26 protein-coding genes are annotated in these 24,160 nt (G+C 42.7%); 23 read left to right on the top strand and 3 right to left on the bottom strand.

The genetic code is table 11. The features are described from left to right. The first annotated feature begins 96 nt into the window (after nucleotides 1-96). The 4 genes from K339_RS0127565 (at nucleotide 97) to K339_RS36290 (ending at nucleotide 4,968) form a co-directional block, all read left to right on the top strand. Nucleotides 97-873 carry a TatD family hydrolase gene (locus tag K339_RS0127565; RefSeq protein ID WP_028526482.1) on the top strand — a complete coding sequence of 259 codons (777 nt, stop codon included), beginning with the start codon at nucleotides 97-99 and terminating at the stop codon, nucleotides 871-873. A 56-nt stretch (nucleotides 874-929) separates the two neighbouring features. Then, complete coding sequence (locus tag K339_RS0127560) at nucleotides 930-2,000, top strand: asparaginase (RefSeq protein ID WP_028526481.1); 1,071 nt, start codon at nucleotides 930-932, stop codon at nucleotides 1,998-2,000. Between the two features lie 363 nt (nucleotides 2,001-2,363). Further along, nucleotides 2,364-3,659 (top strand): phospholipase D-like domain-containing protein, encoded by a 1,296-nt coding sequence (locus tag K339_RS0127550; protein ID WP_028526480.1) that lies wholly within the window; start codon nucleotides 2,364-2,366, stop codon nucleotides 3,657-3,659. Then, nucleotides 3,646-4,968 (top strand): DUF4407 domain-containing protein, encoded by a 1,323-nt coding sequence (locus K339_RS36290; protein WP_084332332.1) that lies wholly within the window; start codon nucleotides 3,646-3,648, stop codon nucleotides 4,966-4,968. Before K339_RS0127550 ends, K339_RS36290 begins: the two co-directional genes overlap by 14 nt. A 539-nt stretch (nucleotides 4,969-5,507) precedes the next feature. On the opposite strand, the gene K339_RS0127535 is transcribed toward K339_RS36290, so the two are convergent. Then, nucleotides 5,508-5,930: a TIGR03067 domain-containing protein gene (locus K339_RS0127535; RefSeq protein ID WP_028526478.1), complete on the bottom strand. Its 423-nt coding sequence runs from the start codon at nucleotides 5,928-5,930 to the stop codon at nucleotides 5,508-5,510. 344 nt (nucleotides 5,931-6,274) lie between these two features. Between K339_RS0127535 and K339_RS0127530 the strand changes: the two genes are divergently transcribed. From K339_RS0127530 to K339_RS0127425, 18 genes are all read left to right on the top strand, one after another. Further along, nucleotides 6,275-6,865 (top strand): DUF2199 domain-containing protein, encoded by a 591-nt coding sequence (locus tag K339_RS0127530; RefSeq protein WP_211243852.1) that lies wholly within the window; start codon nucleotides 6,275-6,277, stop codon nucleotides 6,863-6,865. A gap of 292 nt (nucleotides 6,866-7,157) precedes the next feature. Continuing rightward, nucleotides 7,158-8,000 carry an RpnC/YadD family protein gene (locus tag K339_RS0127520; protein ID WP_028526476.1) on the top strand — a complete coding sequence of 281 codons (843 nt, stop codon included), beginning with the start codon at nucleotides 7,158-7,160 and terminating at the stop codon, nucleotides 7,998-8,000. A gap of 787 nt (nucleotides 8,001-8,787) precedes the next feature. Further along, nucleotides 8,788-10,719 (top strand): hypothetical protein, encoded by a 1,932-nt coding sequence (locus K339_RS0127510; protein WP_028526474.1) that lies wholly within the window; start codon nucleotides 8,788-8,790, stop codon nucleotides 10,717-10,719. Between the two features lie 11 nt (nucleotides 10,720-10,730). Next, nucleotides 10,731-11,780, top strand: a complete 1,050-nt coding sequence (locus K339_RS0127505) for a ferritin-like domain-containing protein (protein ID WP_028526473.1) — start codon at nucleotides 10,731-10,733, stop codon at nucleotides 11,778-11,780. After that, on the top strand, nucleotides 11,777-12,232 hold the full coding sequence (locus K339_RS0127500; RefSeq protein ID WP_028526472.1) for a VOC family protein: 456 nt from the start codon (nucleotides 11,777-11,779) through the stop codon (nucleotides 12,230-12,232). The genes K339_RS0127505 and K339_RS0127500 overlap by 4 nt, the downstream gene beginning before the upstream one ends. Before the next feature lie 240 nt (nucleotides 12,233-12,472). Further along, nucleotides 12,473-13,309 carry an Rpn family recombination-promoting nuclease/putative transposase gene (locus K339_RS0127490; protein ID WP_028526471.1) on the top strand — a complete coding sequence of 279 codons (837 nt, stop codon included), beginning with the start codon at nucleotides 12,473-12,475 and terminating at the stop codon, nucleotides 13,307-13,309. A 178-nt stretch (nucleotides 13,310-13,487) separates the two neighbouring features. After that, nucleotides 13,488-13,886 (top strand): DUF1801 domain-containing protein, encoded by a 399-nt coding sequence (locus K339_RS35030; RefSeq protein WP_037302010.1) that lies wholly within the window; start codon nucleotides 13,488-13,490, stop codon nucleotides 13,884-13,886. Between the two features lie 23 nt (nucleotides 13,887-13,909). Beyond that, nucleotides 13,910-14,524 carry a Crp/Fnr family transcriptional regulator gene (locus K339_RS0127475; protein WP_028526470.1) on the top strand — a complete coding sequence of 205 codons (615 nt, stop codon included), beginning with the start codon at nucleotides 13,910-13,912 and terminating at the stop codon, nucleotides 14,522-14,524. 52 nt (nucleotides 14,525-14,576) lie between these two features. After that, entirely contained in the window at nucleotides 14,577-15,203 is a 627-nt protein-coding gene (locus K339_RS0127470) for a hypothetical protein (RefSeq protein WP_028526469.1), read from the top strand. A gap of 52 nt (nucleotides 15,204-15,255) precedes the next feature. Next, complete coding sequence (locus tag K339_RS0127465; RefSeq protein ID WP_028526468.1) at nucleotides 15,256-16,335, top strand: serine hydrolase domain-containing protein; 1,080 nt, start codon at nucleotides 15,256-15,258, stop codon at nucleotides 16,333-16,335. 30 nt (nucleotides 16,336-16,365) lie between these two features. Then, complete coding sequence (locus tag K339_RS0127460) at nucleotides 16,366-16,929, top strand: Crp/Fnr family transcriptional regulator (protein ID WP_028526467.1); 564 nt, start codon at nucleotides 16,366-16,368, stop codon at nucleotides 16,927-16,929. A gap of 87 nt (nucleotides 16,930-17,016) precedes the next feature. After that, nucleotides 17,017-17,472 (top strand): hypothetical protein, encoded by a 456-nt coding sequence (locus K339_RS0127455; protein WP_028526466.1) that lies wholly within the window; start codon nucleotides 17,017-17,019, stop codon nucleotides 17,470-17,472. Nucleotides 17,473-17,476: 4 nt separating this feature from the next. After that, nucleotides 17,477-18,178: a DUF4386 domain-containing protein gene (locus tag K339_RS0127450; protein ID WP_028526465.1), complete on the top strand. Its 702-nt coding sequence runs from the start codon at nucleotides 17,477-17,479 to the stop codon at nucleotides 18,176-18,178. A 15-nt stretch (nucleotides 18,179-18,193) separates the two neighbouring features. Further along, nucleotides 18,194-18,664 (top strand): hypothetical protein, encoded by a 471-nt coding sequence (locus K339_RS0127445; RefSeq protein WP_028526464.1) that lies wholly within the window; start codon nucleotides 18,194-18,196, stop codon nucleotides 18,662-18,664. A 46-nt stretch (nucleotides 18,665-18,710) separates the two neighbouring features. Continuing rightward, nucleotides 18,711-18,992 carry an antibiotic biosynthesis monooxygenase gene (locus tag K339_RS0127440; protein ID WP_028526463.1) on the top strand — a complete coding sequence of 94 codons (282 nt, stop codon included), beginning with the start codon at nucleotides 18,711-18,713 and terminating at the stop codon, nucleotides 18,990-18,992. Nucleotides 18,993-19,138: 146 nt separating this feature from the next. After that, complete coding sequence (locus tag K339_RS0127435; protein WP_028526462.1) at nucleotides 19,139-19,762, top strand: trimeric intracellular cation channel family protein; 624 nt, start codon at nucleotides 19,139-19,141, stop codon at nucleotides 19,760-19,762. A 23-nt stretch (nucleotides 19,763-19,785) separates the two neighbouring features. Then, nucleotides 19,786-20,307, top strand: a complete 522-nt coding sequence (locus K339_RS0127430; RefSeq protein WP_028526461.1) for a hypothetical protein — start codon at nucleotides 19,786-19,788, stop codon at nucleotides 20,305-20,307. 143 nt (nucleotides 20,308-20,450) lie between these two features. Further along, the gene (locus tag K339_RS0127425; protein ID WP_028526460.1) at nucleotides 20,451-21,212 is read left to right on the top strand and encodes a hypothetical protein; all 762 of its coding nucleotides are present in this window, start codon (nucleotides 20,451-20,453) and stop codon (nucleotides 21,210-21,212) included. Between the two features lie 3 nt (nucleotides 21,213-21,215). Here the strand turns inward: K339_RS0127425 and K339_RS0127420 are convergent, their stop codons facing one another. Next, nucleotides 21,216-22,133 (bottom strand): DMT family transporter, encoded by a 918-nt coding sequence (locus tag K339_RS0127420; protein ID WP_028526459.1) that lies wholly within the window; start codon nucleotides 22,131-22,133, stop codon nucleotides 21,216-21,218. Between the two features lie 281 nt (nucleotides 22,134-22,414). Between K339_RS0127420 and K339_RS0127415 the strand changes: the two genes are divergently transcribed. Then, the gene (locus K339_RS0127415) at nucleotides 22,415-22,990 is read left to right on the top strand and encodes a pentapeptide repeat-containing protein (RefSeq protein WP_028526458.1); all 576 of its coding nucleotides are present in this window, start codon (nucleotides 22,415-22,417) and stop codon (nucleotides 22,988-22,990) included. A 69-nt stretch (nucleotides 22,991-23,059) separates the two neighbouring features. Here the strand turns inward: K339_RS0127415 and K339_RS0127410 are convergent. Beyond that, a partial coding sequence (locus tag K339_RS0127410; protein WP_028526457.1) for an immunoglobulin domain-containing protein occupies nucleotides 23,060-24,160 on the bottom strand: 1,101 nt, incomplete at its 5' end.

Below are 24,160 nucleotides of genomic sequence, written 5' to 3'. Positions count from 1 at the left end.
TCGACACTAAAAAATCGGGTTGTAAGCAACCCTCAACACGAACCATTCGACATTCTGCATTCTACCCTCGACACTAAAAAAATCACTATTTTTAAAATGATAGAAACCCACGCACATATTTACGACGAAGTATTCAACGACGACCGCGAAGCCATGCTCGAACGGGCGTTTCAGGCAGGTATTCAGCAAATATGGATGCCCAACTGCGACCACACCACCATCGACGGCATGATGGCCTTGGCCGAACAATACCCCAACGTGTGTTTGCCCATGATGGGCCTGCACCCTACCTACGTCAAAGAAGATTTTCAACAAGAATTATACATCGTAGAAGAATGGCTTAACAAAGCGCAGGAAAGCGCATCGGCCCAAAAATTCGTCGCCATTGGCGAAATAGGCATGGATTTGTATTGGGACAAAACCTTTGTCGAACAGCAAAAAGAAGCGTTTTTGGTACAGTGCGACTTCGCCCTCAAACACAACCTCTGGATTGACATTCACAGCCGCAACGCCTTTTGGGAAGTGGTGGAGTTGATTGAAGAAGTGGCCAATCCGCAGCTAAAAGGCATTTTTCACTGCTTTACAGGCACGTTGGAAGAAGCCCAAAAAGCCATCGAACTCGGCTTTAAACTAGGAGTTGGAGGCGTAGCAACCTTCAAAAACGGCGGCCTCGACAAAGTACTCCCCTACATAGACTTGGAACACATCGTCTTGGAAACCGACTGCCCGTACCTAGCGCCCGTTCCGTACCGTGGCAAGCGCAACGAAGTCGCCTACATCCCGCTCATTGCGCAGCGCGTCGCGGATTTGATGCAGGTAAGCGTAGAGACCATCGCCCAACAAACCACCGAAAATGCGCTTCTATTGCGCTAAATGCACCTCACCCTCTAAATCCCTCAATTTTATTCATCAACTCATCATTCGCTATCATGTTTTCTTACAAAACCGTCACCATCAATCCAGTGTTGCCCAACCGCCCTCGGGCGTCGGTCTTGGTTATTTATACGGGGGGAACCCTCGGTATGGTCTATGAAAAAGGGCAGCTTGTCCCGTTTGATTTTGAGCAGATTTTGGACCGACTCCCCGAAATCAAACGCCTCGATTTTGAGATAACTTTTACCAGCTTGGAGCAAATCATGGACTCTTCCAACATGCACCCCGACGTGTGGGCGGAGTTGGGGCAGTTGATTCGGCGCAACTACGATTTTTACGACAGTTTTGTGATTTTGCACGGCACCGATACCATGGCCTACACCGCCTCGGCGCTGAGTTTTATGCTCCAAAACCTCCAAAAACCCGTGATTTTAACAGGTGCTCAACTGCCCATCGGAGTGGCCCGCACCGACGCCCGCGAAAACATCATTACGGCTTTGGAGATTGCGGCAGCGCAGCACGACGGCAAACCGATTGTCCCCGAAGTGTGCATTTATTTTCAGAATGTGCTGCTCCGTGGCAATCGCGCCAAAAAGAAAGAAACCTCGCAGTTCAACGCCTTCCGTTCCGACAACTACAGCCCGTTGGCCGAGGTGGGTGTGACGATTGAGTACCACCTCCCCTACATTGCCACGCCCGCCGTGGGCAGTGTTTTTGAACTACGCCCCACGCTCGACGAAAACGTGGCGATTCTCAAGCTGTTCCCTGGCATTACGCCCAACGTGGTACGTTCGATTTTGGAGATTAAGCACCTAAAAGGCGTTGTTTTAGAGACCTTTGGCGCAGGAAATGCCCCTACATTGCCGTGGTTTTTGCAAGAACTCAAAGACGCCACCGACCGTGGGGTAGTGATTATGAACGTATCGCAGTGCGACGGCGGACGCGTAATGCAAGGACGCTACCAAACCAGTACGTGGTTTGACAAGATTGGCGTAATTAGCGGCGCCGACATCACGACCGAAGCCGCCATTACCAAAATGATGTGGGTGTTTGGCCAAGAAACCGACCCCGAACGCATCAAAACCCTCCTCGCCCAGCCTATTGTGGGCGAAATGACGGTTTGGTAGTGGGGATTGGGGGGCACGGCCTCCCTTTTTTATGCTTGGTACTTTTTGAAAAAAATAGAATTAGGCAGTTAGTTTTTGAAGCAACTAATCTTTGGTATATATTTACAAAGCGCCATACGCATCTACTTTTATCCCTCATTAATTTTTAATAAGTGTTGGGTTGAGCACTGCAAAGAGCATTGTTTTGACCATGGTACAGACGAACCTTAGGGATTTTTGGAGAAATGGTAGCTGTATACAATACAAAAGTACAACAAAATATTGGTATAGTTAAAATAAATACAAAAAACACTGCAAAACTTTCACCTATTGTAGGAGTAGGTGGCAACTCTATAAAAACGCATTCAAACATCAGGACAATAAATGAGAGAAGGTGAACATCAATCGTACTTTGACAATATTCAACAAGAATTGGCTGACGAACTTCGACAAGCACGGCATACTATTTTTGCTGCGGTAGCTTGGTTCTATGACTACACACTTCTTGCAGTTTTGGAAGATAAAGCTCGAAAAGGAGTTTCAGTCCAACTTGTAACTTCTCCAAATGAAAAAAATGATTATTCTCGATTTGAATCTCTAAACGATTTTGGTGGAGAAATTTATACTTTTGGTGGTACTGACGTTTTTAATGATGAATTTATGCACCATAAATTCTGCGTTATTGATTACAAAACAGTTATTACAGGCTCATATAACTGGACTAAAAATGCAACTACAAATGAAGAAAACATTGTAATAATCAACGATTCAAAAGTAGCAAGGCAATATTCCGCTAAATGTTTAGAATTAATTCAAAGTGGAAAAGTAATAGATTTTGACAATTCTAATGATATTCGCTTGTCAATAACAACACCTACTACGCTTGTTGAAAGTGGCGATAATATTGAGATTTTCTGGAAAGTAGAAAATGCAGAAGATATTTCAATTGAAGGCATTGGTAGTGGTTTAGAAATGAAAGGTAGTCACTCGGTAAAGATTAATCAAACACGAATTTTTAAAATTACAGCACGAGAAGGAGAGTTTTCAAAAACAAAAACTTTACAAATTAGGGTTGTTGAGTACCCACAAGTTCAATTATTCAAAACAAGCAAAGAAGCAATAATTAGAGGGCAAACCGTTGTACTAAATTGGAAAACAAATAGCACAGAAACAGTTGAAATTGATAATGGAATTGGAACGGTTGAAATAAATGGTAGTATTGAAGTAGCACCCACAAAAGATACCATTTATAAACTTACAGCCAAGGGCGAAACTACTGAAATTGTAGAGTTTCAAAAAGTATTAGTTTATGCTATACCATCAATTAAAACCATAAATGTTCCGACACCAACAAAAATAGAACTTGAAACTGATATTGGGCTTTTTACAACAAAAATACAATCCAATATTAAACTTAATCATTTATCAAATGAAATTATACACAGAAGCCCAAAAATAAATTTCTTAAACTCAAATATTAGTAAACGCTTGACAATCAAAGAAATATCAACTTCACTTAACAAAGAAATCCATGAATTAGAAGCCCCATCACAAAATAAAACAACAGTGCTTACACAAGTTAAGTCATCAATTTTCAACCGTTTAGAACAAATTTTTAATAATGACTGGCGAGCCATGCAGGTAATCAGTCAAATCCGTAAAACTTATGACATCAAATAATTGGCTTAAAAATTGGTTTTTATTCTGTTCTGGGGCACATTTAGACTTTTTAAATCACGAAGATTGTAAATATGAACACAACAAATATATTGGCATAGGTTCAGCAGTATTTTTCACAGCGTTGTTTGCGTTTATGTCAGCATCTTACGCTCTATATACCGTTTTTGGAAGTTGGTGGTCTGCCTGTTTTATAGGCTTTGTTTGGTCTTGCTTTATATTCAGTCTTGACAGATATATTGTATCTACTCTCAAAAAAGACGATAATAAATTAAACGAAATATGGAAAGCCTCACCTCGAATTCTTCTTGCTATTATGCTTGCTATCATTATTTCTAAACCCCTTGAATTAAGAATATTTGAAAGGGAAATCGAAAATGAGTTAATAAAAATGCAGAACGAAGTTGAAAAACAGCAAAATGAAGCTGTTTATTCAAAATATCCAGAAGTTGAAAATTTAGAAACTGCAATTAATAGATTAGATATAGATTTCAAATCGTGTCAAAATTATGCAGATAAATTAGAAGCCGATGCAGCAGGAGAAGCTGACGGAAGTGCAGGAAGTGGAATTAGAAATATTGGACCAATTTATAAAATTAAAAGACAAAATGCCGATGCAAAAAAAGTAGAATGTAACAGAATTTTGCAGGAACTGGACAAAAGCAAATCAGACTTAGCGACGCTTAAATCGAAAATTGATTTGGAAGTTACTAATTTAGCAAGAACAAAAGAAAATGGGTTACTTGCTCGTATTGAGGCACTTAGTCGCTTGACATTTACAAAAAAAATAGTAGAAAATAAGCCTATCGTACAAAATAAGTTGGAAATCAAAAAAGATAGCACTGGAAAAATAGATTCACTCCAAATGCCTATTAATCAGATTTCAACTTCACAAGTTACTGTAACCGAAGAGAGAAACGCAATGTACTGGGCGACTTTAGCAATAACTATTTTATTTGTAATCATAGAATTAGCTCCCCTACTCTTAAAAATATTTACAGACAAAGGAAATTATGATTTGAAAGTTCAAACGATTGAAGAAACAGTAAAATCGAGAGAAATTGAAGAAATATCATACCTCAATGATGAAGTAAATACTCGTGTGAAAATCAAAGTAGGCATAAATGAAAATATAGTAAATCGAGAATTGCAGGATAATAAAAACCTAATGGAAAAAATTTCAAATGCTCAGTTAGACCTTGCAAAAGAGATTATTGACATTTGGAAAGGAGACGAACTTATTAAAATTCGAGAAAACCCTAAAAAATATGTAGGTAATTTAAAGACTGAAACAAATGAAGAAGCGACTTAGTAAGCGGACAAAAAGAGCTGCCACTAATAACTAAGGTTTCGTCGTGGCCGTAGGCCAAGCGATGAAATAGATGGGGGACGCCCAGTCTTGAACGAAACTCGGGCGGGCGGCTAGCCTAGCGGTGGGTGCTCACCAAACCCTTTTCTTTTGTTATGGAGTTATCGTCGAGCTGGCAACTACACTGAGAGCGGGTTATAGGTCATTTTCATGGGTTTGGTTGGGGTTTGGGCTGTAACCAGAGTCAAAGCCTCTATGCGATTGATTCTAAGTTCATCATACTTCTTTTTTGTCATGCTAAATTTTAAGGGTAAATTGAACTCAAAATCAACCATATTTGGCAAAATGGCGGGTTTAGCGCTATATTCAAGTTCAGTTCTTCGGTTCAACTTTTGTACAAAACTGAACATTTGTGCTTCGATTTCCGCCACTTCGCCAAGCTGCTAAACCGCATATGTGCTATGCTAAACGACACAAACTGGTTCAATAATTTAAGATATGAATAGCTATGACCCTTTCACAAGCATTGTGGTTAGGCGTTTTCATGAACCCTTTCGCTTGCAGATAATCAACTCCTGACTGTTTTTGTCTGATATTTCTGTGGGGCGCAAACCAGGTGGTGCAACCACAATCTTCAACGAATCTCCGTCCAACTCATAAGCAATGCTGACAGGCGCCGAAATGTTAAGCGTCTCATCTGGCTGAATAATAATGAACTTGAGGCTGCCAGTAGTGTCCAACTTGAAAGAATACGTAACCTCCTTCCCGGTCTCGTCTGTAAAAAAAAGTTTATCTCTTTTGAAAACATATAGGTAAGATACATTCCATTTCTTGCCGTTTTGGCTTTCTGTTTGCGCCAACCAAGCTCCTTGTAAGTTTGCTTGGTCGGTAGATTTTGTCTTATAGCTAACTACGCCACATGACAAAGCACAAACAGCAACTAATATAATAATGGAGGTCTTCATAATTTCATATCACCAAAACTCCTAATTTTATAATAGACTTCAAAATTGCTGTCTATCAGTATTTGGTTTTTATAAAACGATTATAAAGGCAAAATGTTACAAAAAACTATTAGTTTTTCCAAATACTGTAAATAAAAAAAGAGAATTCATTAAATGCTTATTTGGGTCAACTATGAGCGACTCACAAAACACAATGAAGAAGACACTAAACACTGTAGATAACACAGCACACAACAGGCGGTTTGACAATATGGCGGGGCGACGAATATATCATCAGCTTTTGTATCTTTACTCAGCTTCGGTTCCAGTTTGACGATTTTCAAATACCGCCACATCGCCAAGCCGTGTCCGTTAGCGGCTATGTTGGACAACAACCAAGACAAACAATTTTTAACGACAAAAAACGGACTATGAAATATAAATGTAGTTGTTGCGGACAAGAACACGATGAGTGGCCAGCGTTGACATTTTACACACCGACGCCATACAACGACTTGACTGAAAATGAGAAAAAGACTTTAGGACAAATCGGAAATGACTTTTGCGTAATTACCTATCCTAATCAGACAGAAAGGTTTATTCGTTGCACCTTGACACAAAAAGTTATTGACCACTGCGACAATCTTGAATACGGCATTTGGGTTTCAGTTAGTGAAAAAAGCTATCAAGACTATTACGACAACTTTGAAAACAATAACCACGTGACAGAATATTTTGGTTGGCTTTGCAGTAGAATTCCTGTGTATGAAGACACGTTAAGTGTTCCGACAACAGTTCTGACCAAGGCTGGCAATAGCAGACCTGAAGTTTTTCCGCACAAGGACTTTGACCACCCATTTGTAAAAGACTACTATGTCGGAATAACAAAAGCAGAAGCTGAAAGACGAATTAAATCAATGCTAAAAAACACGGGCCAACACTCCGACAATGAATAATAGACTGACATTCGGGCAGAGAAACACAGTCGCTAATCACTAAGCATTGGTGGTAGCCATAGGCCAAGCCAGGAAAGAGATGGGGGACGCCCAGTCTTGAACGAAACTCGGGCGGGCGGCCAGCCTAGCGGTGAGTGCTCACCACCCCCTTTTCTTTTGTTATGGAGTTATCGTCGAAGGGGGCAACTACACTGAGAGCGGGTTTTGGCCCGCTTTTTTGCTTTTATGAGTAAGTTCAAAATAGGTGCGGCGCGCCTGTTTTTTGTTTTTATAAGATGAGTAATTTTGCTTCATGAAAGAAAAAAAGAGAAAACACCAATCAAGTGGGTGGCAACCTGCACAATACGACAAAATTCTCAAAGAGAATATTGAAGCCGTAATTTCAAGTATCATGCAAAATGTACTTGAAATTACGGCTGTTTCTATGGAGGAACTGCCCGATGATATTCAGCATACCAAAGAACGAAAACCTGATGTACTGAAAAAGGTCACTGATACCAAAAATGACACTTTTGTACTTCAAATTGAGTTTCAAGTCAAAAATGAAACAGAAATGGTTTATCGGATGCTTGAATACTACGGAATGCTTGAACGAAAGTACAAAATACCAGTGAAGCAATTTGTAATTTTTCTCGGGACAGACACCCCTACAATGCCAACCAAACTCGACAGAGAACGACTAAAATTCAGTTTTCCACTTGTTTCACTTTCAACACTTGACTATCATATTTTCCTTAACTCGGACAAGCCCGAAGAAATCATATTGGGCATTTTGGCAAATTTCCAAGGCGAAAACCCCGAAAACGCTCTAAAACAGATACTTGTGCGTATCAAGGAAACTACCAAAGGGGATTTTTCGTTAAATAGATACTTTAATCAGTTGCGTGTTTTGGCTCAACTTCGTAACTTAGAACTAAATTTAAAAAACGCTATGGACAGCATTGCAGAATACATCAAAGAAGAAAGAGATGTTCTCTTTTTGAGAGGGCTTGATAAGGGAGAGGCAAAGGCAGAAGAAAGGATTGTAAGAAATTTACTTTCTAAAATGTCTTTGACTTTTGAGCAGATTGCCGACATTGCTGGCACTACGGTGGACTTTGTTAAATCTGTACACCAGCAACTTATTGGTAAATAGATACTTAGACTGCTTTTATCTCATATGTACTTGACTGGCGAACAAAAGCGCCAGCCACCAATAACCAAGCATTCGTCGTGGCTAAAAGCCAAGCGATAAAACCCCAAAAGCCTTCGGGATTGAACGAAATTCGGTTGCCCTTATGGGGCTTTTGGGGGGGCTTTGTTCGCCTTTTTCTACTAAGATTTCGCCTCTCTGAGTGCGTTTAACCTGTATATTTTAAAACTTTATTGCTCAAATTCCCCCCTTCCACACCCAATCCGTCAAAATCCGTATTGGAACATCTGCTTCATCCGTGTTCCCACCTCTGCGCCAAATTCTTTGTCGTCGTATGTTTTTTTATTCAAAAAGCTTTTCTATATTAGCATTGTAAAAAACTCAACACAACAACGTTAGAAAAAACTCTTACTACTCGCTTAGGCTTACCATACGCCTGCGCACATTCCTCGCCCTCACGAGCATTTCCCTTAATTTTAACAACGTTTTATGAAAAAGAACCCAAACAAACATTCTAGCCTCTGGCGTTACGCCCCGCCCATGTCTTAGTCGATAGTCCATAGTCGATAGTCCATGGTCGATAGTCGATAGTCGATAGTCGATAGTCGATAGTCGATAGTCGATAGTCCATGGACTGTGGACTGTGAACCATCGACTGTGGACCATAAACTGCCCGTACTTCCCAATTAGTATCTCGTCATTCCCAATTAGTATCTCGTCATTCCCAATTAGTATCTCGTCATTCCCAATTAGTATCTCGTCATTCCCATAACCAGTAACCAAAAAAAACATGTCTTATTTACATTTTCCTAGAATTGTATTCTCTGGAGACTTTTCCTCGGATGTTTCCACCGTCAACAACGACACGCAGCATTACAACAACGCCACGTTTGAGTCGAGTTTTCAGCTTCCTGGGCAAGGGGCGACCAACGGCTGGTGGAACCCCGAAGGTGGCGCCACCTTTGGCTTTCAAAACTGTACCATTCAGCAAGCCACCAACGAAAACGGAACGACCATTACCGACCCTGCCTTGGATGGCATCATTGGCCAGCTGGTGACGGGTGCCGAAGGGCGTAACTCGGGCAAAATGGTGGACTTAGACCCCGACCAGCAAATGGTTTCGGAGCTTTGGGGCGTGACCTTCCGAATCCTCTCAGCCCACAATGAGTTGTTGCTCGAAGGAAGAATCAAGCCCACGGGCTTTCGAGATTTGCAACGCCGACAAACCAACGGCGGAAAACCCAACGGACAACCCATGGGTGCTTCGTGGACGTCGGTGCTGGAAGATGTTAAATACGGAAAATTGGCCGAAACGTCGCCCATTTTGATGGCGTTGAAAGCCACAACCCAACAAAACAAAATCAGTATTAACCTCAACGGGTTTGGCTACTACTACGCCCATGCCGATGGACGCTTTTCGCTCGGAAAAATCCTGGGAAGTATCGGCCCATGGTTTGAAAATGAGCCTGATTTGTTTGCCCCCGCGCGGAGATTGTACGGGATCTATCAAAGAGGCCAAGTGTTTGGCGGTTCCAATTTCATTTTTGATGCTGCCAATGCCCGTTTGTCGATTGACCTGGGCGGTTCGTTTCCCATCGATGATTCCATCGGAAGCATCAATTTTAGCAATGATTTGTACTTGGCAGTCAGCAAACAGCCGCTGACCAACCCGCCTGCCATCAGAAACGTCCTCATCGACGGCAGTCAGCTTGAAATAATTGGCAAAGTCCCGTACCAACAAGGCTCTACATGGCTCAATAGCACCTGCGGCATTGTTGACTTCAATTTACTCTCAGACGACGTGGTCAGTAGCCTGAAAAACAACCAGTTGATTCTCGTAGCGGCGAGCAGCAGTTCTTCCCAATACTTGCTGATTGCCCGTGAAGCGATTGCTGGCATCGTGTGCCGCGCCGACAATTTTGTGCAGCGCATCGACACCAATCAAAAAGTGACGGTCAACCTCTACGCGTACCAGTTTGGACAGCCGTTGCCACAAACCGAAATAACGATTACGATGGAGCCGCCTACGTCCGATACGCCCAAAGACAAAAATTCACCCCCGATTTCTATCACCTACGGCAACAACAAACCTCAGGACGGGTTGAGTTTTGCGCCTTCTTGCCAAACCAACGACCAAGGCATGGCCCAAATCGAAATCACGGGCAACAGCATCCATTCTCCACGGGTGTATATCGACGGGCAAATCTACCTGTTGGACTATACCTTGGCCAATCAGCAACCCGACAGCGCCATTCCTGGAGCCGCCCCGATGTCCATTTCTATCCACTTACGGGACGATTTCCCCATTCCCGAAACCCCTACTTGGAGCGACATTTCGGATATGATGACGCAGTTTGCCAACCTCTACCCCATTATGAGCAAGTACTTCATCAATTTTGCGGATCCACAAGCCATGATTGCCAAAAAAGATATTCTGAAATTCGCCTTTACCCGCGACATCCACGACCCCATCTACATGCCCGCCACAAGGGACTTATCCGAGACCAAACGACTCACGATTTTAAAGTGGTTGGACAACCCCATCGTCGATGACCCTGCCACCGCTGCCGCCAAGGGAGTAAAGTTGAAAAGCGTTGACGCAAACGCCGCGCTCGATACGGCACCGCCAACCGAGCAACAACAAAAGTTGGCCGAGGCCACCAAAGCCAAAAATGGCTCTTTGATTAATTTCCCAGCGTTAACCAATTTGTTTGAATTCTAAACCCAACCATCATGCTCAAGATAAGTCCAAAATTTGTAAGTGCGGTTCAAAATGCAAAAAGCCTAGCGGAGCTTTTTCCGATGCTGCAAAACGCCATTGAGTTGGAACATTCCACCATTCCTCCGTACCTAACCGCATTGTTTTCGTTCAAGGCCAATACCGAGTCTGACATCCGAAAAGTCATCCACTCGATTGTAATTGAAGAGATGTTGCACATGACCATTGCGGCCAACATCCTCAATGCCGTGGGAGGATGCCCTGCCATTTCGCGCCCTGATTTTGTCCCCAATTACCCCACACATTTACCGATGGGTATTGGCGGTTCGCTCGTTGTGGGCATCGAAAAATACTCCCTCGACGTCGTACACGATGTTTTTATGGAAATCGAAGAACCCGAAAACCCCATTGAGTTTAAAAGCATGACGCTGGCCGCGACCGAGGCTACTTACAAAACCATCGGCGATTTTTATCGGGCATTGCAGGCTAAAATAGCCGAACTTGCCCCCGACGAGTTGCCAGGTAATCCTGCCAAACAAGTAACTTCCAGCTTTTTCTCTTCCGACCTCCTCTACCCCATCCTGACCAAAACGGACGCCATCAATGCCATCAACGTCATCGTAGAACAGGGCGAAGGAAGCGAAGTGTCGCCGTTGGGCACCGACGACGAACTCGCCCACTATTATAAGTTTGAAGAATTGTACAAAGGCAGAGAGTTGGTCAGAGACCCTAGCGCGCCCAACGGTTATTCGTTTACGGGGCCCGTTATCCCGTTTGACCCAACGAATGTCTGGCCGTTGTATCCCAATACAAAAGCGGAAATGTTGCCGCAAGGCTCCGAAGAACGGCGACTGCTAGACTCGTTTAATCAAACGTACAGTAACCTACTTTTTGGACTGCACCAAACGTTTAATGGTCATCCCGACAACCTCAACAACACCATCGGGTTGATGTTTGATTTGAGGCTTGCTTGCCAAAAACTCGCCGAAATGCCTTTCCCAGGGCAAGATGGCTACACCATCGGGCCGTCGTATGAATTTGTACAACCCAACACACAAGTATGAACTTCCATTTACAACAATTAGTCACCAAACTATCAGTCAGCGACGTACTCCACTCTAAAGAATTTTACGAAAATGTATTGGGTTTTACGGTGGATGAACGCTACACCATCAGCGACGGGGGAACATACAGCACCAACTCCTACCTCGAAATGAATGCACCCTGCGCACAAGGCGGAAGTTTCACGATTGGGCTGTACAAAGACATTAACACGCCTTACCCATCCATGCCCGCCAACGGCACGGTGCCCAGTTTTATCGTGGATGATATTAAGGCGACGTTGCAAGATTTACTCCAACAAGGAGTAGTGGTGATGCCTATGGGCGGTGGCGAAGGCGATGATAAGTACATCATTTCCAACACCTCCGACGAAGGTTACGTTGACCTCTTCTTTTTCTTCTGCGACCCCGACAACAACTCCTTGGTCATTAGGCAAAACATGGGGAAAGAGTAGCTGAGTTTTATAAGTCGCGTCGGAGACGCTGGGCCTATTTTGCCCCAAATGACACTTTGGGGCAAGCTGGTCAGCCTGCGCATTATTCAAGTTCAGGGGGCTGTTTGGCAGCTCCGACCCGCGCCAGCGCAAAACCCCAAAACGACAGGCACAATACAATGATTGTCAGGTAAAAACTAGGAGAAAAATCAAACATCCGTAAAGAATTTGTAACTTCGCCAGTCAATAATCGGACAAAAGATGAAGGCAAAATATGTAAACCCATTCACCGACTTTGGTTTTAAGAAAATCTTCGGAGAAGAAGCCAGTAAACCATTACTTATTGACTTCTTAAATGCGTTGCTACCAAACACCAGCAAAATCGTTGATTTGACTTTTAAAAATAACGAACAACTTGGACAAACAGACCTTGATAGGAAAGCCATTTACGACATTTACTGCGAAAATGAAAAAGGTGATAAGTTTATAGTTGAACTTCAAAAAGCCAAACAAAACTACTTCAAAGAAAGAACAATCTACTACTCAACTTTTCCGATTAGAGAACAAGCGGAAAGAGGTGAGTGGAATTACAACTTACAAGCAGTTTATTGTGTTGGTATTTTGGACTTTACATTTGATGATTATGAATCTGAGCCTGAAAAAAGCGAAGTTGTCCATACTATCAAGTTAAAAAATCAACACGGTAAAACATTTTACAATAAACTAACCTTTATTTATCTTGAAATGCCAAACTTTAAGATAAAAGAAAATGAACTTGCAACTCGTTTGGACAAATGGCTTTATTTTATTAAATATTTAGAAGATTTTCAGACGATTCCATCAATATTTACCGATGAAGTGTTTAGCCAAGCATTTGAAAAGGCCGAACTCGCAAAACTTGGACAAACAGAATTGGCAATTTACGAGAATAGTTTAAAAACGTATCGAGACTTAAAAGGCGTTATTGAAACAGCTTTTGACGAAGGACTCAATGAAGGAGTTTTAAAAGTTGCAAGAAAAATGAAACATAAAGGTCTTTCACCTTTGGAAATTTCTGAGTTAACAGGGCTTTCTGAAACAGAAATAAATGGCCTTTGATAAAGGCAATCACCACGCCTTTCTAATAGCTGAATTTCGACTGATTGCCTTTATCATCAAGCTTCTACCTTTTGATTCCCAAACTAGGCTCGAAGCCTTGAAATAGTCAGCACGAGTGGAGCACTCGCGCTATCAGACTCCCTCAGCACATTCCGTAGGAGATAACAACATTTACAAAATGAAAAATACAGAGGTGACAAAGTTCTTGGATGAGCAAAATCATCCGTTTAGAAATGAAATAGAACAATTAAGAAATTACATTTTATCGGCAAATCCAGATTTAACAGAAAATATAAAATGGAATGCCCCCAACTACTGCTTTGGCAATGCGGATAGAATTACAATGAGAATTCAACCCCCAACGAAACAAGTTCAATTAATTTTTCATAGAGGCGCAAGCAAACAAACGCAACCTAAAGACGAACTAATTTCGAATAAAAGTAAGTTGTTGGTTTGGAAAGAAAATGACCGCGCAATTATAACTTTCAAAAACCTAGAAGATATCGAAAGTGGAAAATCGGAATTGACAGAAATTGTCACTGAATGGATAAATGCAACGCCTTTGCACCAAATGTAACAAACGACAGCAACAGCAAAACCATGAAAAACACCCTGTTTGACTTTATTTCAAAATATATCACTCTGACAGAAGATGAAAAAAACGTACTACTTTCATTAGACCTCTTTCACTCTGTCAAGAAAGGGACGATTTTACTCAAAGAAGGACAAAAATCGAAAGAGAGCTACTTCGTACTAAAAGGCTGTATTAGAAGCTATTATATTTTAGATGGGGAAGAAAAAACCACTGCTTTCTACACCGAAATGGAAGCATTGACGCCCCCTTGCGTGATAAGCAAAACCCCCTCCGAGTATTACATTAGTTGCGTGGAAGACAGTATTCTTACCGTTTCAAATGCGGATATGGAAGTAGAAGTCAACAGCAAGTTTCCCAAGTTTGAAATCATGTGTCGGATGCTATCGGAAGAATTGTTGGCGAAACAACGTATAGACTTTGACGAGTTCAAAACTTCTTCCCCCGAACAACGCTACCTGAACTTACTACATAAAAGACCCGACCTTATTCAGCGGGTGCCACAACACCAATTAGCCAGTTATTTGGGCATAAAACCCCAATCTTTGAGCAGACTACGCGCCAGAATTACGGAGAAAGATAAAAGCTCAGGTGCGTTTCTTAACTTAAGTGAACGAGGTTAGGAAATCCCTACATCTACTTTTGCAGCATCGTTTAACATTAATGAAAACAGACATGCAAAAGAAAATTTTATGGATTGGGCTTGCTTTAGTGCTCGTAGTTAGTTCTCAGGTAAAGGCACAATATACCAAACAAGACAGCACCTACAAGCGGTGGTTTGTTGGCAGTACGGTATTTTTATTGGGTAATTTGGCCACTACCAATCCCCCCAACTTCGCGCAACTCAACATTGGCTATCGTATTACAGGAAAAGATGTCATTACAATAGAACCCAAAACATGGAAATATGCTTGGCCAAATGGGATTCACCCCTTTTTAAACAATTCATACGGAAAACCAGAGGAAAAATTCCCTGGATATGTCCGTGAGTATGGCGTTTCGGTGGCGTACCAACGGTTTTTGTGGAAAGGTTTATACGCCGAGCTGAATGTCATGCCAACGTTGCAAAAATTTGTGAATAATGACGGTAAAAAAATTGACAATGGCTTTCAGATTTTCAACACGTACCGCATTGGTTATCACGTAAAACTCTTTAAAGACAAATTTTTTATTCAACCATCCATTGCAATTACCCACCGTGCTTATCACACAACATTACCTGATGGGTTCAAACAGTTGGATGATAAATGGTCGAAATTCGTCTGGGGAGAACCTGGCTTTCATTTTGGGTATAATTTTTAATAACTCATGAGTAACTTGCAATGTTGAACAGAAAACAGCCAACACAACCTTTATGAAAATGGTAACCGCCGCTTGCTTTGTCCTAAGTATCACTTGCAGCTTGGCCCAAAAAACGGTTTCTTTTGCCGATTCAATCCGTAAAGCTTACCACATCCCCGAAATTAACTATGCCGTCGTCGATGCCAATTCTACCTTAGAAATTGCTGCATTGGGAAGGCATTCTATCGCACTCACCGACACGGCCACCCTCAACGACCGCTTCCACATTGGCTCCAACACCAAAGCCATGACGGCTTTTATCATTGCCAAGTATGTAGAAAAAGGCAAGCTAAAATGGACAACAAAATTTTTTGAGGTATTTCCCGAATGGAAAAAGAAAAGTAAACCTGCCTACGCCGCCATTACTTTGCAGGACTTGCTTTCGCACAAAGCTGGAATTTTGCCTTTTCAGGGAGAAAATGACCCAGTAATCCCTCCTTTTAAGGGGACAAATTCACAAAAAAGGAAGCAGTTTGGGGCATTTGCACTCACCCTCGACCCCGTAAAAATAGACGAAAATACCCCATTTATTTATTCCAATGCAGGTTATACCCTAGCGACCTTGATGCTAGAGAAAGTCTCTGCCAAGAGTTGGGAGCAGTTGGTGGACGAAGAATTGAACAAAGAACTCAAGCTAGACGTCCAATTGTCTTGGCCCGAAAATCAGAAGCATAGAGATACGTGGGGGCATAGTTTTGAAAACGGCAAATTGCAACCGATACCCTCCACCTTCGATTACCGTTTGGACTATACAGAACCTGCGGGAGACATCAATATGCGTCTCACCGATTACGCCAAGTTTATCCAACTGAATTTGCAAGGGCTAGGTGGACAAAAAAACTACCTCACTCCTGCCACCTATCAGTTTATTCACAAGGGTATTGAAAATTACGCCCTCGGCTGGTACAACATTTACGAAAACGGCAACGAACTTTCGACCCACTCAGGAACCGTCGGTACGTACTATACCATTGCCCACATCGACAGGCTCAAAAACAAAGCTTACCTTATTTTTACCAACTCGTTCAGCCCCGACACCCAACAAGGGGTGCGGCTTTTGATGAGAAAGCTAAAAGAAAATTACGGTCGCTAATGCTCCACCTATCCCCACCCAACATAACTCATGCGAAAAGTACAATCCTATTTCGAGTCACTTGGTTTTTCGGGGGAAGACCTTGAAAAAATTCTCAACGCTTTTGAATTACGGCATTTTAGCAAGAACGATTTTCTGGTGGAAGAAGGCAAAATAAGCCGATACATCGGTTTGGTAGAAAGTGGGATGTTTCAATATTACGTCATAAAAGACGGCGAAGAAGTAACTTCGTATGTGTCTATCGAAAACACTTTTTTTGCGTCGGTGTATAGTTTCATCGGCGAAAAACCCGCCCTCGAAAACGTAAAAGCATTGACTGACAGCAGTATTAGTCTAGTTTCCAAGACCAACCTAAAAATGTTGGTAGCCGAAATTCCTGCTTTCAAGGATTTCTACATTGGTTTGTTAGAAGCCAGTATTTGTGGCATCGATGCCAGCCGTCACGATTTGATTGTACTCACTGCCGAACAACGCTACGAAAAACTCCTCAAAACCGAACCGCACCTCTTGCAACACATTCCGCTGCAACATTTGGCGTCGATGCTTGGCGTTACGCCACGGCATTTGAGCCGAATTAGAAATAAAATCCGCTGATTTTCGCTTTTGGACATTTGTCTAGTAGAAAAAAATCTTGAGTCAGGAAATTTGCATCATCAATTAACGATTAAAATGCAAATCAAAATGAAACAAGTATTTTTTACATTATTCGCACTTCTTTTATCGTCTGTCGCTTTCTCGCAAAGCCGTTTTTCAAACAACGAAATCAGCATCAATGGTTTCCGAAATCCTTCTATCGGCGTAGAATATCGTCACAAACAAATTTCGTTTCACGCGGGCTATTACATTACTGCTTTTGAATCAGGCGTTACCACAAAATTCATCAAAACAGGCGTTACGACTTGGTTTTTACCCGTTGGCAAAAAAGAAAATCCTTCTTCTTTTTATGCAGGTGTTTCGTATTTAAGAGGCATTAATTTAGACTACAAAGACCAAAATGCGTTGGGAATGGAAGCAGGTTTCCGATGGATGGTTTGGAAAGGTCTTAACCTACGAATCGGCGGAATAGCAGTAGCTTCCAAAGGTCACGATTTGAAAATTAATCCAACACCTGGTATCAGCTATTCCTTTTTCTTTTAAGTCAATGAAAAATAATACAAAAACAATCGGTATTTTACTGATTATAGCTGCCGTTGCATTGCTTATTCCTTACACAATGCTCACGATGCGTTTTGATTATCCAGATATTTTGAGAAAAGATACCGCAAGCGTTTTACAAAGATTTTACGAAGGTGGAAATTCTTTAATTTGGACCTGGTTTGCTTTTGCCGTTACGGGTTTGCCGCTGATTCCTGCGTATATGATGATGGGTCAAAAATTGGAGAATAAAATTCCGTCGGTTCGCACAGCGACTATGATTGGCGTCATTGGATTGGTGGTGCAAATGATTGGTTTATTGAGATGGACTTTTGTAATACCCGTTCTTGCCGATACTTTTGTGAATGCTACGGACGAGGCCACCAAAGCAGCGGCTATTGTTTCTTTCAAAACTATTCATCAGTTTGGCGGCGTAATTTTGGGCGAACACCTCGGACAACTTTTTACCATTATTTGGACATTGATGATGACTTACGCATTTTCAAAACTAAAACTAATGCCAAAATGGGTTAATGTTTTGGGTATTGTAGGCTCGGTGATTTATCTGTTGGCACAAGCCGAATTATTTGCAACCGTTATCAAAGGTTTTCCTGTATGGGATTTGGCTGGATTTCTTGGCAGCACGCTTTGGCTGATTTGGCTCATTATTGTCGGTAGTGTGTTCATTAAAAGGAATGATTTAATCTAAAAATTCAACAAAAAAATGGCAACAAAAATCGTTTTCTTCATCACTATTTTGGCCTACAGCATTATTGCAAGCCAAACTTTCATGTACATTCTGTCCCTAAAACAATTACAGTTAGGGCTGAATGCCGAATCGTACCTCGAAATCAGAAAACTGACCGATACACTGATGAGAGCCAATTTCAAATATGTGATTTATACCGCATTATTGGCTAATCTTTTGTTGGTAATTTTCACCATTCAAACCCCAAAAACTTGGCTATTTATCGGTGCAAGTATCGCTTTTGTCGCTTTAGTTGCCGATATTCTACTTACATTAAAAGGGAGCTTGCCGATTAACGATGTCATCAATAGCTGGTCTGCCAATGCGATTCCTGCAAACTGGCAAAGCGTTAGAGAACAATGGTTTACTATTTTTCAGTACCGTCAAATTGCCAATATTATCGGCTTGTTGAGTTTGCTTTTAGCCGCAGTTTTTGGAACAAAATAAAATTAAACGGTATATTTGACCATCCACTCTGCATCAACCTTCTCTCATGGAATACGTTCTAATCATTCACGAAGTAGCCGACTATGACGCCTGGAAAGCTATCTTTGACCAAGCCGCAGGCATCCGAAAAGAAGCAGGCGAGCAATCGTACCAAGTCTTAAAGTACGAAAACGATACTAACAAAATCGTCCACTTCTCCGTTTGGGATAGCCTAGAAAACGCCAAAGCCTTTTTTGAATCGCCCAAACTGGTACAAATCCGAAAAGATGCAGGCGTAAAATCTCCTGATTTCATTTATTTGAAGGAATTAGAAAAAGGAGTACTTTAACTCGGGTTGTGAGCCCCCCACAGCACAGCGGGCAAACTCGGGTTGTGAGCAACCCTCGGCACAGAAAAACGGGTTGTAAGCAACCCTCAACACGGACCCTCAGCACAAAATTCGACATTCTCCACTCGACACTCGACATTAAAAAAATGCTTCTCCTCACCTCCATCGACCTGATTGGCACCTTCGTTTTTGCCCTCAGTGGCATCGAGCTTGCTTCCAACAAAAAAGTGGATTGGTTTGGGGCGTATCTCATTGGACTGGTTACTGCCATTGGGGGTGGTACAGTCAGAGATGTGTTGCTGGATATTCGGCCGTTTTGGATGCAGGAGAGTCACTATTTTATTATGACAGGCATCGCGTTGGTGGCGGCACTTTTGTTCAAAGACAAAATTTTCAAGTGGCAACGGGCGTTGTTTTTGTTCGATGCCATTGGGTTAGGGCTGTTCACTACGGTGGGTATTAGTAAGAGTCTTGCGATGGACTTACCATTTTGGGTGTGCATTGTCATGGGGACTGTCACGGGGTCGATTGGCGGCGTTATTCGTGATGTCTTGCTCAACGAAGTGCCCCTCTTGCTGCGCAAAGACATTTACGCCTTGGCTTGCGTTGCGGGGGGATTGGTGTATTATGCGGGGCTTCAAGTGGGTTTTTCTACCAGTTTTACCCAGCTCATCGCCGCGATTATAGTGATTTTTGTCCGTATCATTGCTCAAAAATACCGAATTCATCTGCCCGTCGTTTCTATTAAAAAAGACACGACTCGCCCGTAATCACCCCCTAGAATTATCCCGTTATGAAAATTGCTCGATTACTCATTTTTTGCCTCAGTTTTTTGGAATGGTCTTGCCAATCCCAATCAGATACACCAGAAACCATCGCCATCTCTGGGATTACCCAACGAAATCAGTTTGGGAACCTGGTCGGTACGGCTGATAATGATGACTGGATTACCGAAAGTAGTTGGCCAACCCTAGTTTCGTCACAGTTTAACTTTTCAGACACCCTAAACTACGCCGTCAATAACGAAATAGGAACTATCAATACGATTTTCGCCTACCCCAATCCTGCCACGACTCAATTTATGTTCGGAATTTCCTCTAGTAAACCTACCATTATGAAGTATATTCTGGTTGATAACCAACTCAACGTACTTCTTCAAGGAACATTTCGACTGAAAAACTCCAATTTCATTGTTGCCATTGATTTTTCTGACCCCAAACTTGTTACAGGAAAAACCTATCGCCTCTACTACGCCTTTTATGACAAAAACAAGGCGATTTACGCCAAAGGACATGGCGACATAGAAAAGAAGTAACTTGCCCACGCAACATACGGGGCACTACACTTCAACGGTTCAAAAATACGTTTCCCCCAATTCATCAGTCAGTTAACCCCATTTTTAAACAAAGCGAGCCTTTCCTTTGCTATTTTTGACATCAGAAATTTAATCATAAAACGATGTCAAGTTTCCTTACTGAACTCAAATCTCGCAACGAAACGCTCTTTTACTTTGGCTTAATCTGCAACCTACTGGCGTTGGCCTTTTTGGTCCTTAGCCAAATAACCGTAGTTCAGGTTTTTAGGGTAAACGCGTGGAACAAACCTTTGAAATTCGCTTTATCTATTGGAGCTTACGCATGGACAATGGCTTGGTATTGTTACTATTTACCCAAATTTAACCTATCGCTTTTCAACTGGACTACCGTTCTGTTGCTAGGTTTTGAACTTTTCTACATTGCCTTTCAGGCGAGCAGGGGGCAGTTATCGCATTATAATGTGAGTAATCCGCTCTATTCATTGTTGTACGGATTGATGGCCGTAGCCGCCAGCGCCAGCGCCGTTTACACGGCTTACATCGGCTGGTTATTCTTGCAGCAAGAGTTTCCTACCCTCCCACTCCATTATCTGTGGGCCATTCGGTTGGGTATTCTTTTGTTTGTGATTTTTGCTTTTGAGGGCTTTGCAATGGGTTCGCGCCTCAACCACAGCGTAGGTGCCTACAACGATAACTCCAATTTGTTTGTGTTGGGGTGGAGTAAAACCGTCGGCGACCTTCGCGTTGCTCATTTTATCGGGATGCACGCCTTGCAAGTGTTACCCATTCTTTCTTTTTATTTGCTCAAAAACACCAAAGCTACTGTCGTTGTCGCGGCGTTGTATGGGCTACTTGCGGTGGCCTCGTTGGTACAGGCGCTGCAAGCAGAACCGTTGTTGAGGTAAATGCTAGTGGGCCTCTTTTTTCCCTTTCTGAAAGGCAATCAACACCCCCGAAACGATAATTAATACAATCCCAAACCAGCTCAACGTGGCAGGTAGCGCATCGCCAAGAAAAATGCCGAAGATGACCGAGAAAACGATATTGGAATAACCAATCGCTGCCACTTCCGCCGACTTTCCGAAGGTAAAGGCTTTGGTCAAAAAGATTTGTCCCAACAAAGCCGAAATCGCTAACAATGCAATCCACAGCCAATCGGTACCCGTAGGTTGCACGTATTTTGCAATGAGGAACGACCATTCGGGTGCTTCAACCATTTCACCCAATCCGAGTGAAAGCATCGGCATCAAAATCCCCGAAAGCATAAACGACAGCACAATGCTGCGGGAGTCGTAATACCCCGCCAACTGCGCAATACTCATGTAGGCCAAGGCCGTCATAATGGCATTGGTGAGGCCGAGAGCGTGGTGTTTTAGGCTCAGAAAATCGGTGTGAAACTGCGGCAAAAAGATGAAACAAATGCCCGAAAATCCGATAAAAATAGCCCACCAAACGGGTGTTGAAAGTTTTTCTTTTAAGAACAAAACGCCAATCAGCGCCAAAAAGACGGGGTACGATTGCTGGTAGGTAATGGCTTCGGCCAAGCCGATTTTGGTCACGGCAAAGAAGAACAAATACAGCGCCAAGGTCCCGATAATTCCTCGAAAAACAAGTAATCCCAACCTTCCGCCTGTCTGCACCAATGGCCGTTGCAAAACGCTAAACAGCACAAAAAGAACGCCAATAATGTTCCGAAAAAAAACCAGCTCGACGGAGCTAATGTGTTTGCCTAACACCCGCGTACAAGCCCCCGACACCGAGAAGCAAAATGCCGCAAACAACATACTAAGCAAGCCTGAAGAAGAAGGAGAAAGATTATTTTTCACGTTTAGCAAGGACGTTTCTTTATGGTTCTTTGCATCACTGCTTTGACACGTTGAACCGTATGTTAAATTAAGTTGGATACAAGCAGTAAAGTTCCCATTTGAGTTCCAACTTCTTTTTCACACAGATTGACCCAGATGTTTTTCACGGATGCGCACGGAAAACTTTCTGTGCCAATCTGCGTGCAATTGAATCTGTGACATCTGCGTGAAAAAACTTTCTTAATCCAAAGACCACTTTTAACACTATTTTTGGGGCAAAAACTTGGAAAGTCTGCCTCACGATGCAAGAAAGCTACATACAAGACCAATTGTTTGATAAACAAAACTTCACCGAAACACCTCTCCCCAAAGGCGAATACGAAAGCTGTGTGTTTCAAAATTGCCTTTTTTCGGACAGCGATTTAACGAGCGTCAAATTCATCGACTGCGAATTTAAAGGCTGCAACTTAAGCATGGTAAATCTGAAAAATACGACCTTGAATGGGGTGGTTTTTAAAGATTGTAAACTTTTGGGACTACGATTCGACAACTGCAATGGTTTCGGGCTTTCTTTCTCTTTTGAAGGCTGTCAACTCAATCATTCCTCGTTTTTTCGGACAAAAATCAAAAAAACGCACTTTAAAGATACCCAACTCCAAGGAGTTGATTTTGTAGAATGTGATTTGACTCAGGCGGTTTTCAACAATTGCAACCTTGAACTTGCCAGTTTTGACCGTACTTTGCTTGAAAAGGCCGATTTTAGGTCGTCGTACAACTACGTGATTAACCCCGAAACCAATAAAATCAAAAAAGCGAAGTTCTCGCTGTTGGGCGTGGCGGGGTTGTTGGAGAAGTATGATATTGTGATTGAGAAGTAAATCAACCAACCTCCCGAAAGTTTTAGAACTTTCGGGAGGTTCTGAAACTTTCGGGAAGGTAGCTTTAACCTATTTCTTTCGCTTCCGCTGCATCTGCAAAGGCACACAAGGTATCTCGGGACATTCACAGTTTACTGGCTGCAAAACTACTTTCTTTTCGGCAAAACAACCGTTGACCGTCATCACTCGAATCACGTAAGTAACCGCCGCCGTTGGATTGGCAATCGCCTCCAACAACCTTCCGTTGGCAGGAATCGGCTGCTGAACCACCGTTTCATCGTAAGTGGCTCCTACTGTAAGTCCGAAAGTAGCTGTGGATTCAAAGCCTGTTATTTGTAAGTAACCATCCTTTTTCGCGCTATCACCTACACAGGTCGGAGGAGATAACAAGATGCCAAATGTCGGTGCGGCCAACCGCGTGATGCTTACCGTATCCACGCAGTTTTCAAGCGGTGAAGTTAAAACAAACTTGTAAGCCCCTGTTTTATTCAACCCCTTTACCAAACCTGTGCTGTCAATCGTTGTAAACGACGGATTGCCGCCCACCACGCTCCACACACGGCCGTTGGTGGCTTTTGGCAAAATGTAAATCAATGTAGGCTCACACATCGTCACGTTAGGGCCCGCTGGATTGTCAACGCATTGTTGCGGTGGATTCGCATCGCACAAAGTACGATCCACTTGCTTGACAAACGTACAACCGCTTACCGATTTTACCGTCAAACTCGCCGCCTGCGCAATCGGTATGTTGGAAACCAAATACGTATCATTCCCTTCAGAAGTGACCGCCCCCAAACTCGACTGCAACGTGCTTTGCCCCGTTACTTTTACTCGTACCGTATAACTTGTCAACGAACATTGTGCCGATTCCACCGTCAACGATGGCAATTCATTTACCACTACCTCCACCGTATCGCTTTGTTCACAATAGCCATCCGTCACTTTTATGATGTACGTCCCTGCCTGCGTTAGTTGCGCATTTGGCCGCGTTGGATTAGCGACGACTGAACTGAAATTCGCAGGGCCTGTCCAGCTAATGCTCGCGCCGTTGCTCACCGTGGCCGATAATTGGATGGTTTCACCCACACAAACGGTATCTCCTTTGGCAACCACCGTCGGCAACGTTGGACCAGTTACCTCAACGCTATCTTTCCCTACACAGCCGTTGGC

The sequence above is a fragment of the Runella limosa DSM 17973 genome (assembly GCF_000482465.1).
In the GTDB taxonomy this organism is placed as follows: domain Bacteria; phylum Bacteroidota; class Bacteroidia; order Cytophagales; family Spirosomataceae; genus Runella; species Runella limosa.
This window is presented reverse-complemented; position numbering and strand designations above follow the sequence as displayed.

Excerpts from the sequence above, each read along its gene's own strand:
- K339_RS0127490 (WP_028526471.1), top strand. The coding sequence starts at position 12,473 with ATGAAGGCAAAATATGTAAACCCATTCACCGACTTTGGTTTTAAGAAA.
- K339_RS0127455 (WP_028526466.1), top strand. The coding sequence starts at position 17,017 with ATGAAACAAGTATTTTTTACATTATTCGCACTTCTTTTATCGTCTGTC.
- K339_RS0127465 (WP_028526468.1), top strand. The coding sequence starts at position 15,256 with ATGAAAATGGTAACCGCCGCTTGCTTTGTCCTAAGTATCACTTGCAGC.
- K339_RS0127415 (WP_028526458.1), top strand. The coding sequence starts at position 22,415 with ATGCAAGAAAGCTACATACAAGACCAATTGTTTGATAAACAAAACTTC.
- K339_RS35030 (WP_037302010.1), top strand. The coding sequence starts at position 13,488 with ATGAAAAATACAGAGGTGACAAAGTTCTTGGATGAGCAAAATCATCCG.
- K339_RS0127535 (WP_028526478.1), bottom strand. The coding sequence starts at position 5,930 with ATGAAGACCTCCATTATTATATTAGTTGCTGTTTGTGCTTTGTCATGT.
- K339_RS0127475 (WP_028526470.1), top strand. The coding sequence starts at position 13,910 with ATGAAAAACACCCTGTTTGACTTTATTTCAAAATATATCACTCTGACA.
- K339_RS36290 (WP_084332332.1), top strand. The coding sequence starts at position 3,646 with ATGACATCAAATAATTGGCTTAAAAATTGGTTTTTATTCTGTTCTGGG.
- K339_RS0127445 (WP_028526464.1), top strand. The coding sequence starts at position 18,194 with ATGGCAACAAAAATCGTTTTCTTCATCACTATTTTGGCCTACAGCATT.
- K339_RS0127520 (WP_028526476.1), top strand. The coding sequence starts at position 7,158 with ATGAAAGAAAAAAAGAGAAAACACCAATCAAGTGGGTGGCAACCTGCA.
- K339_RS0127510 (WP_028526474.1), top strand. The coding sequence starts at position 8,788 with ATGTCTTATTTACATTTTCCTAGAATTGTATTCTCTGGAGACTTTTCC.
- K339_RS0127450 (WP_028526465.1), top strand. The coding sequence starts at position 17,477 with ATGAAAAATAATACAAAAACAATCGGTATTTTACTGATTATAGCTGCC.
- K339_RS0127430 (WP_028526461.1), top strand. The coding sequence starts at position 19,786 with ATGAAAATTGCTCGATTACTCATTTTTTGCCTCAGTTTTTTGGAATGG.
- K339_RS0127500 (WP_028526472.1), top strand. The coding sequence starts at position 11,777 with ATGAACTTCCATTTACAACAATTAGTCACCAAACTATCAGTCAGCGAC.
- K339_RS0127435 (WP_028526462.1), top strand. The coding sequence starts at position 19,139 with ATGCTTCTCCTCACCTCCATCGACCTGATTGGCACCTTCGTTTTTGCC.
- K339_RS0127425 (WP_028526460.1), top strand. The coding sequence starts at position 20,451 with ATGTCAAGTTTCCTTACTGAACTCAAATCTCGCAACGAAACGCTCTTT.
- K339_RS0127470 (WP_028526469.1), top strand. The coding sequence starts at position 14,577 with ATGCAAAAGAAAATTTTATGGATTGGGCTTGCTTTAGTGCTCGTAGTT.
- K339_RS0127565 (WP_028526482.1), top strand. The coding sequence starts at position 97 with ATGATAGAAACCCACGCACATATTTACGACGAAGTATTCAACGACGAC.
- K339_RS0127560 (WP_028526481.1), top strand. The coding sequence starts at position 930 with ATGTTTTCTTACAAAACCGTCACCATCAATCCAGTGTTGCCCAACCGC.
- K339_RS0127550 (WP_028526480.1), top strand. The coding sequence starts at position 2,364 with ATGAGAGAAGGTGAACATCAATCGTACTTTGACAATATTCAACAAGAA.
- K339_RS0127460 (WP_028526467.1), top strand. The coding sequence starts at position 16,366 with ATGCGAAAAGTACAATCCTATTTCGAGTCACTTGGTTTTTCGGGGGAA.
- K339_RS0127505 (WP_028526473.1), top strand. The coding sequence starts at position 10,731 with ATGCTCAAGATAAGTCCAAAATTTGTAAGTGCGGTTCAAAATGCAAAA.
- K339_RS0127440 (WP_028526463.1), top strand. The coding sequence starts at position 18,711 with ATGGAATACGTTCTAATCATTCACGAAGTAGCCGACTATGACGCCTGG.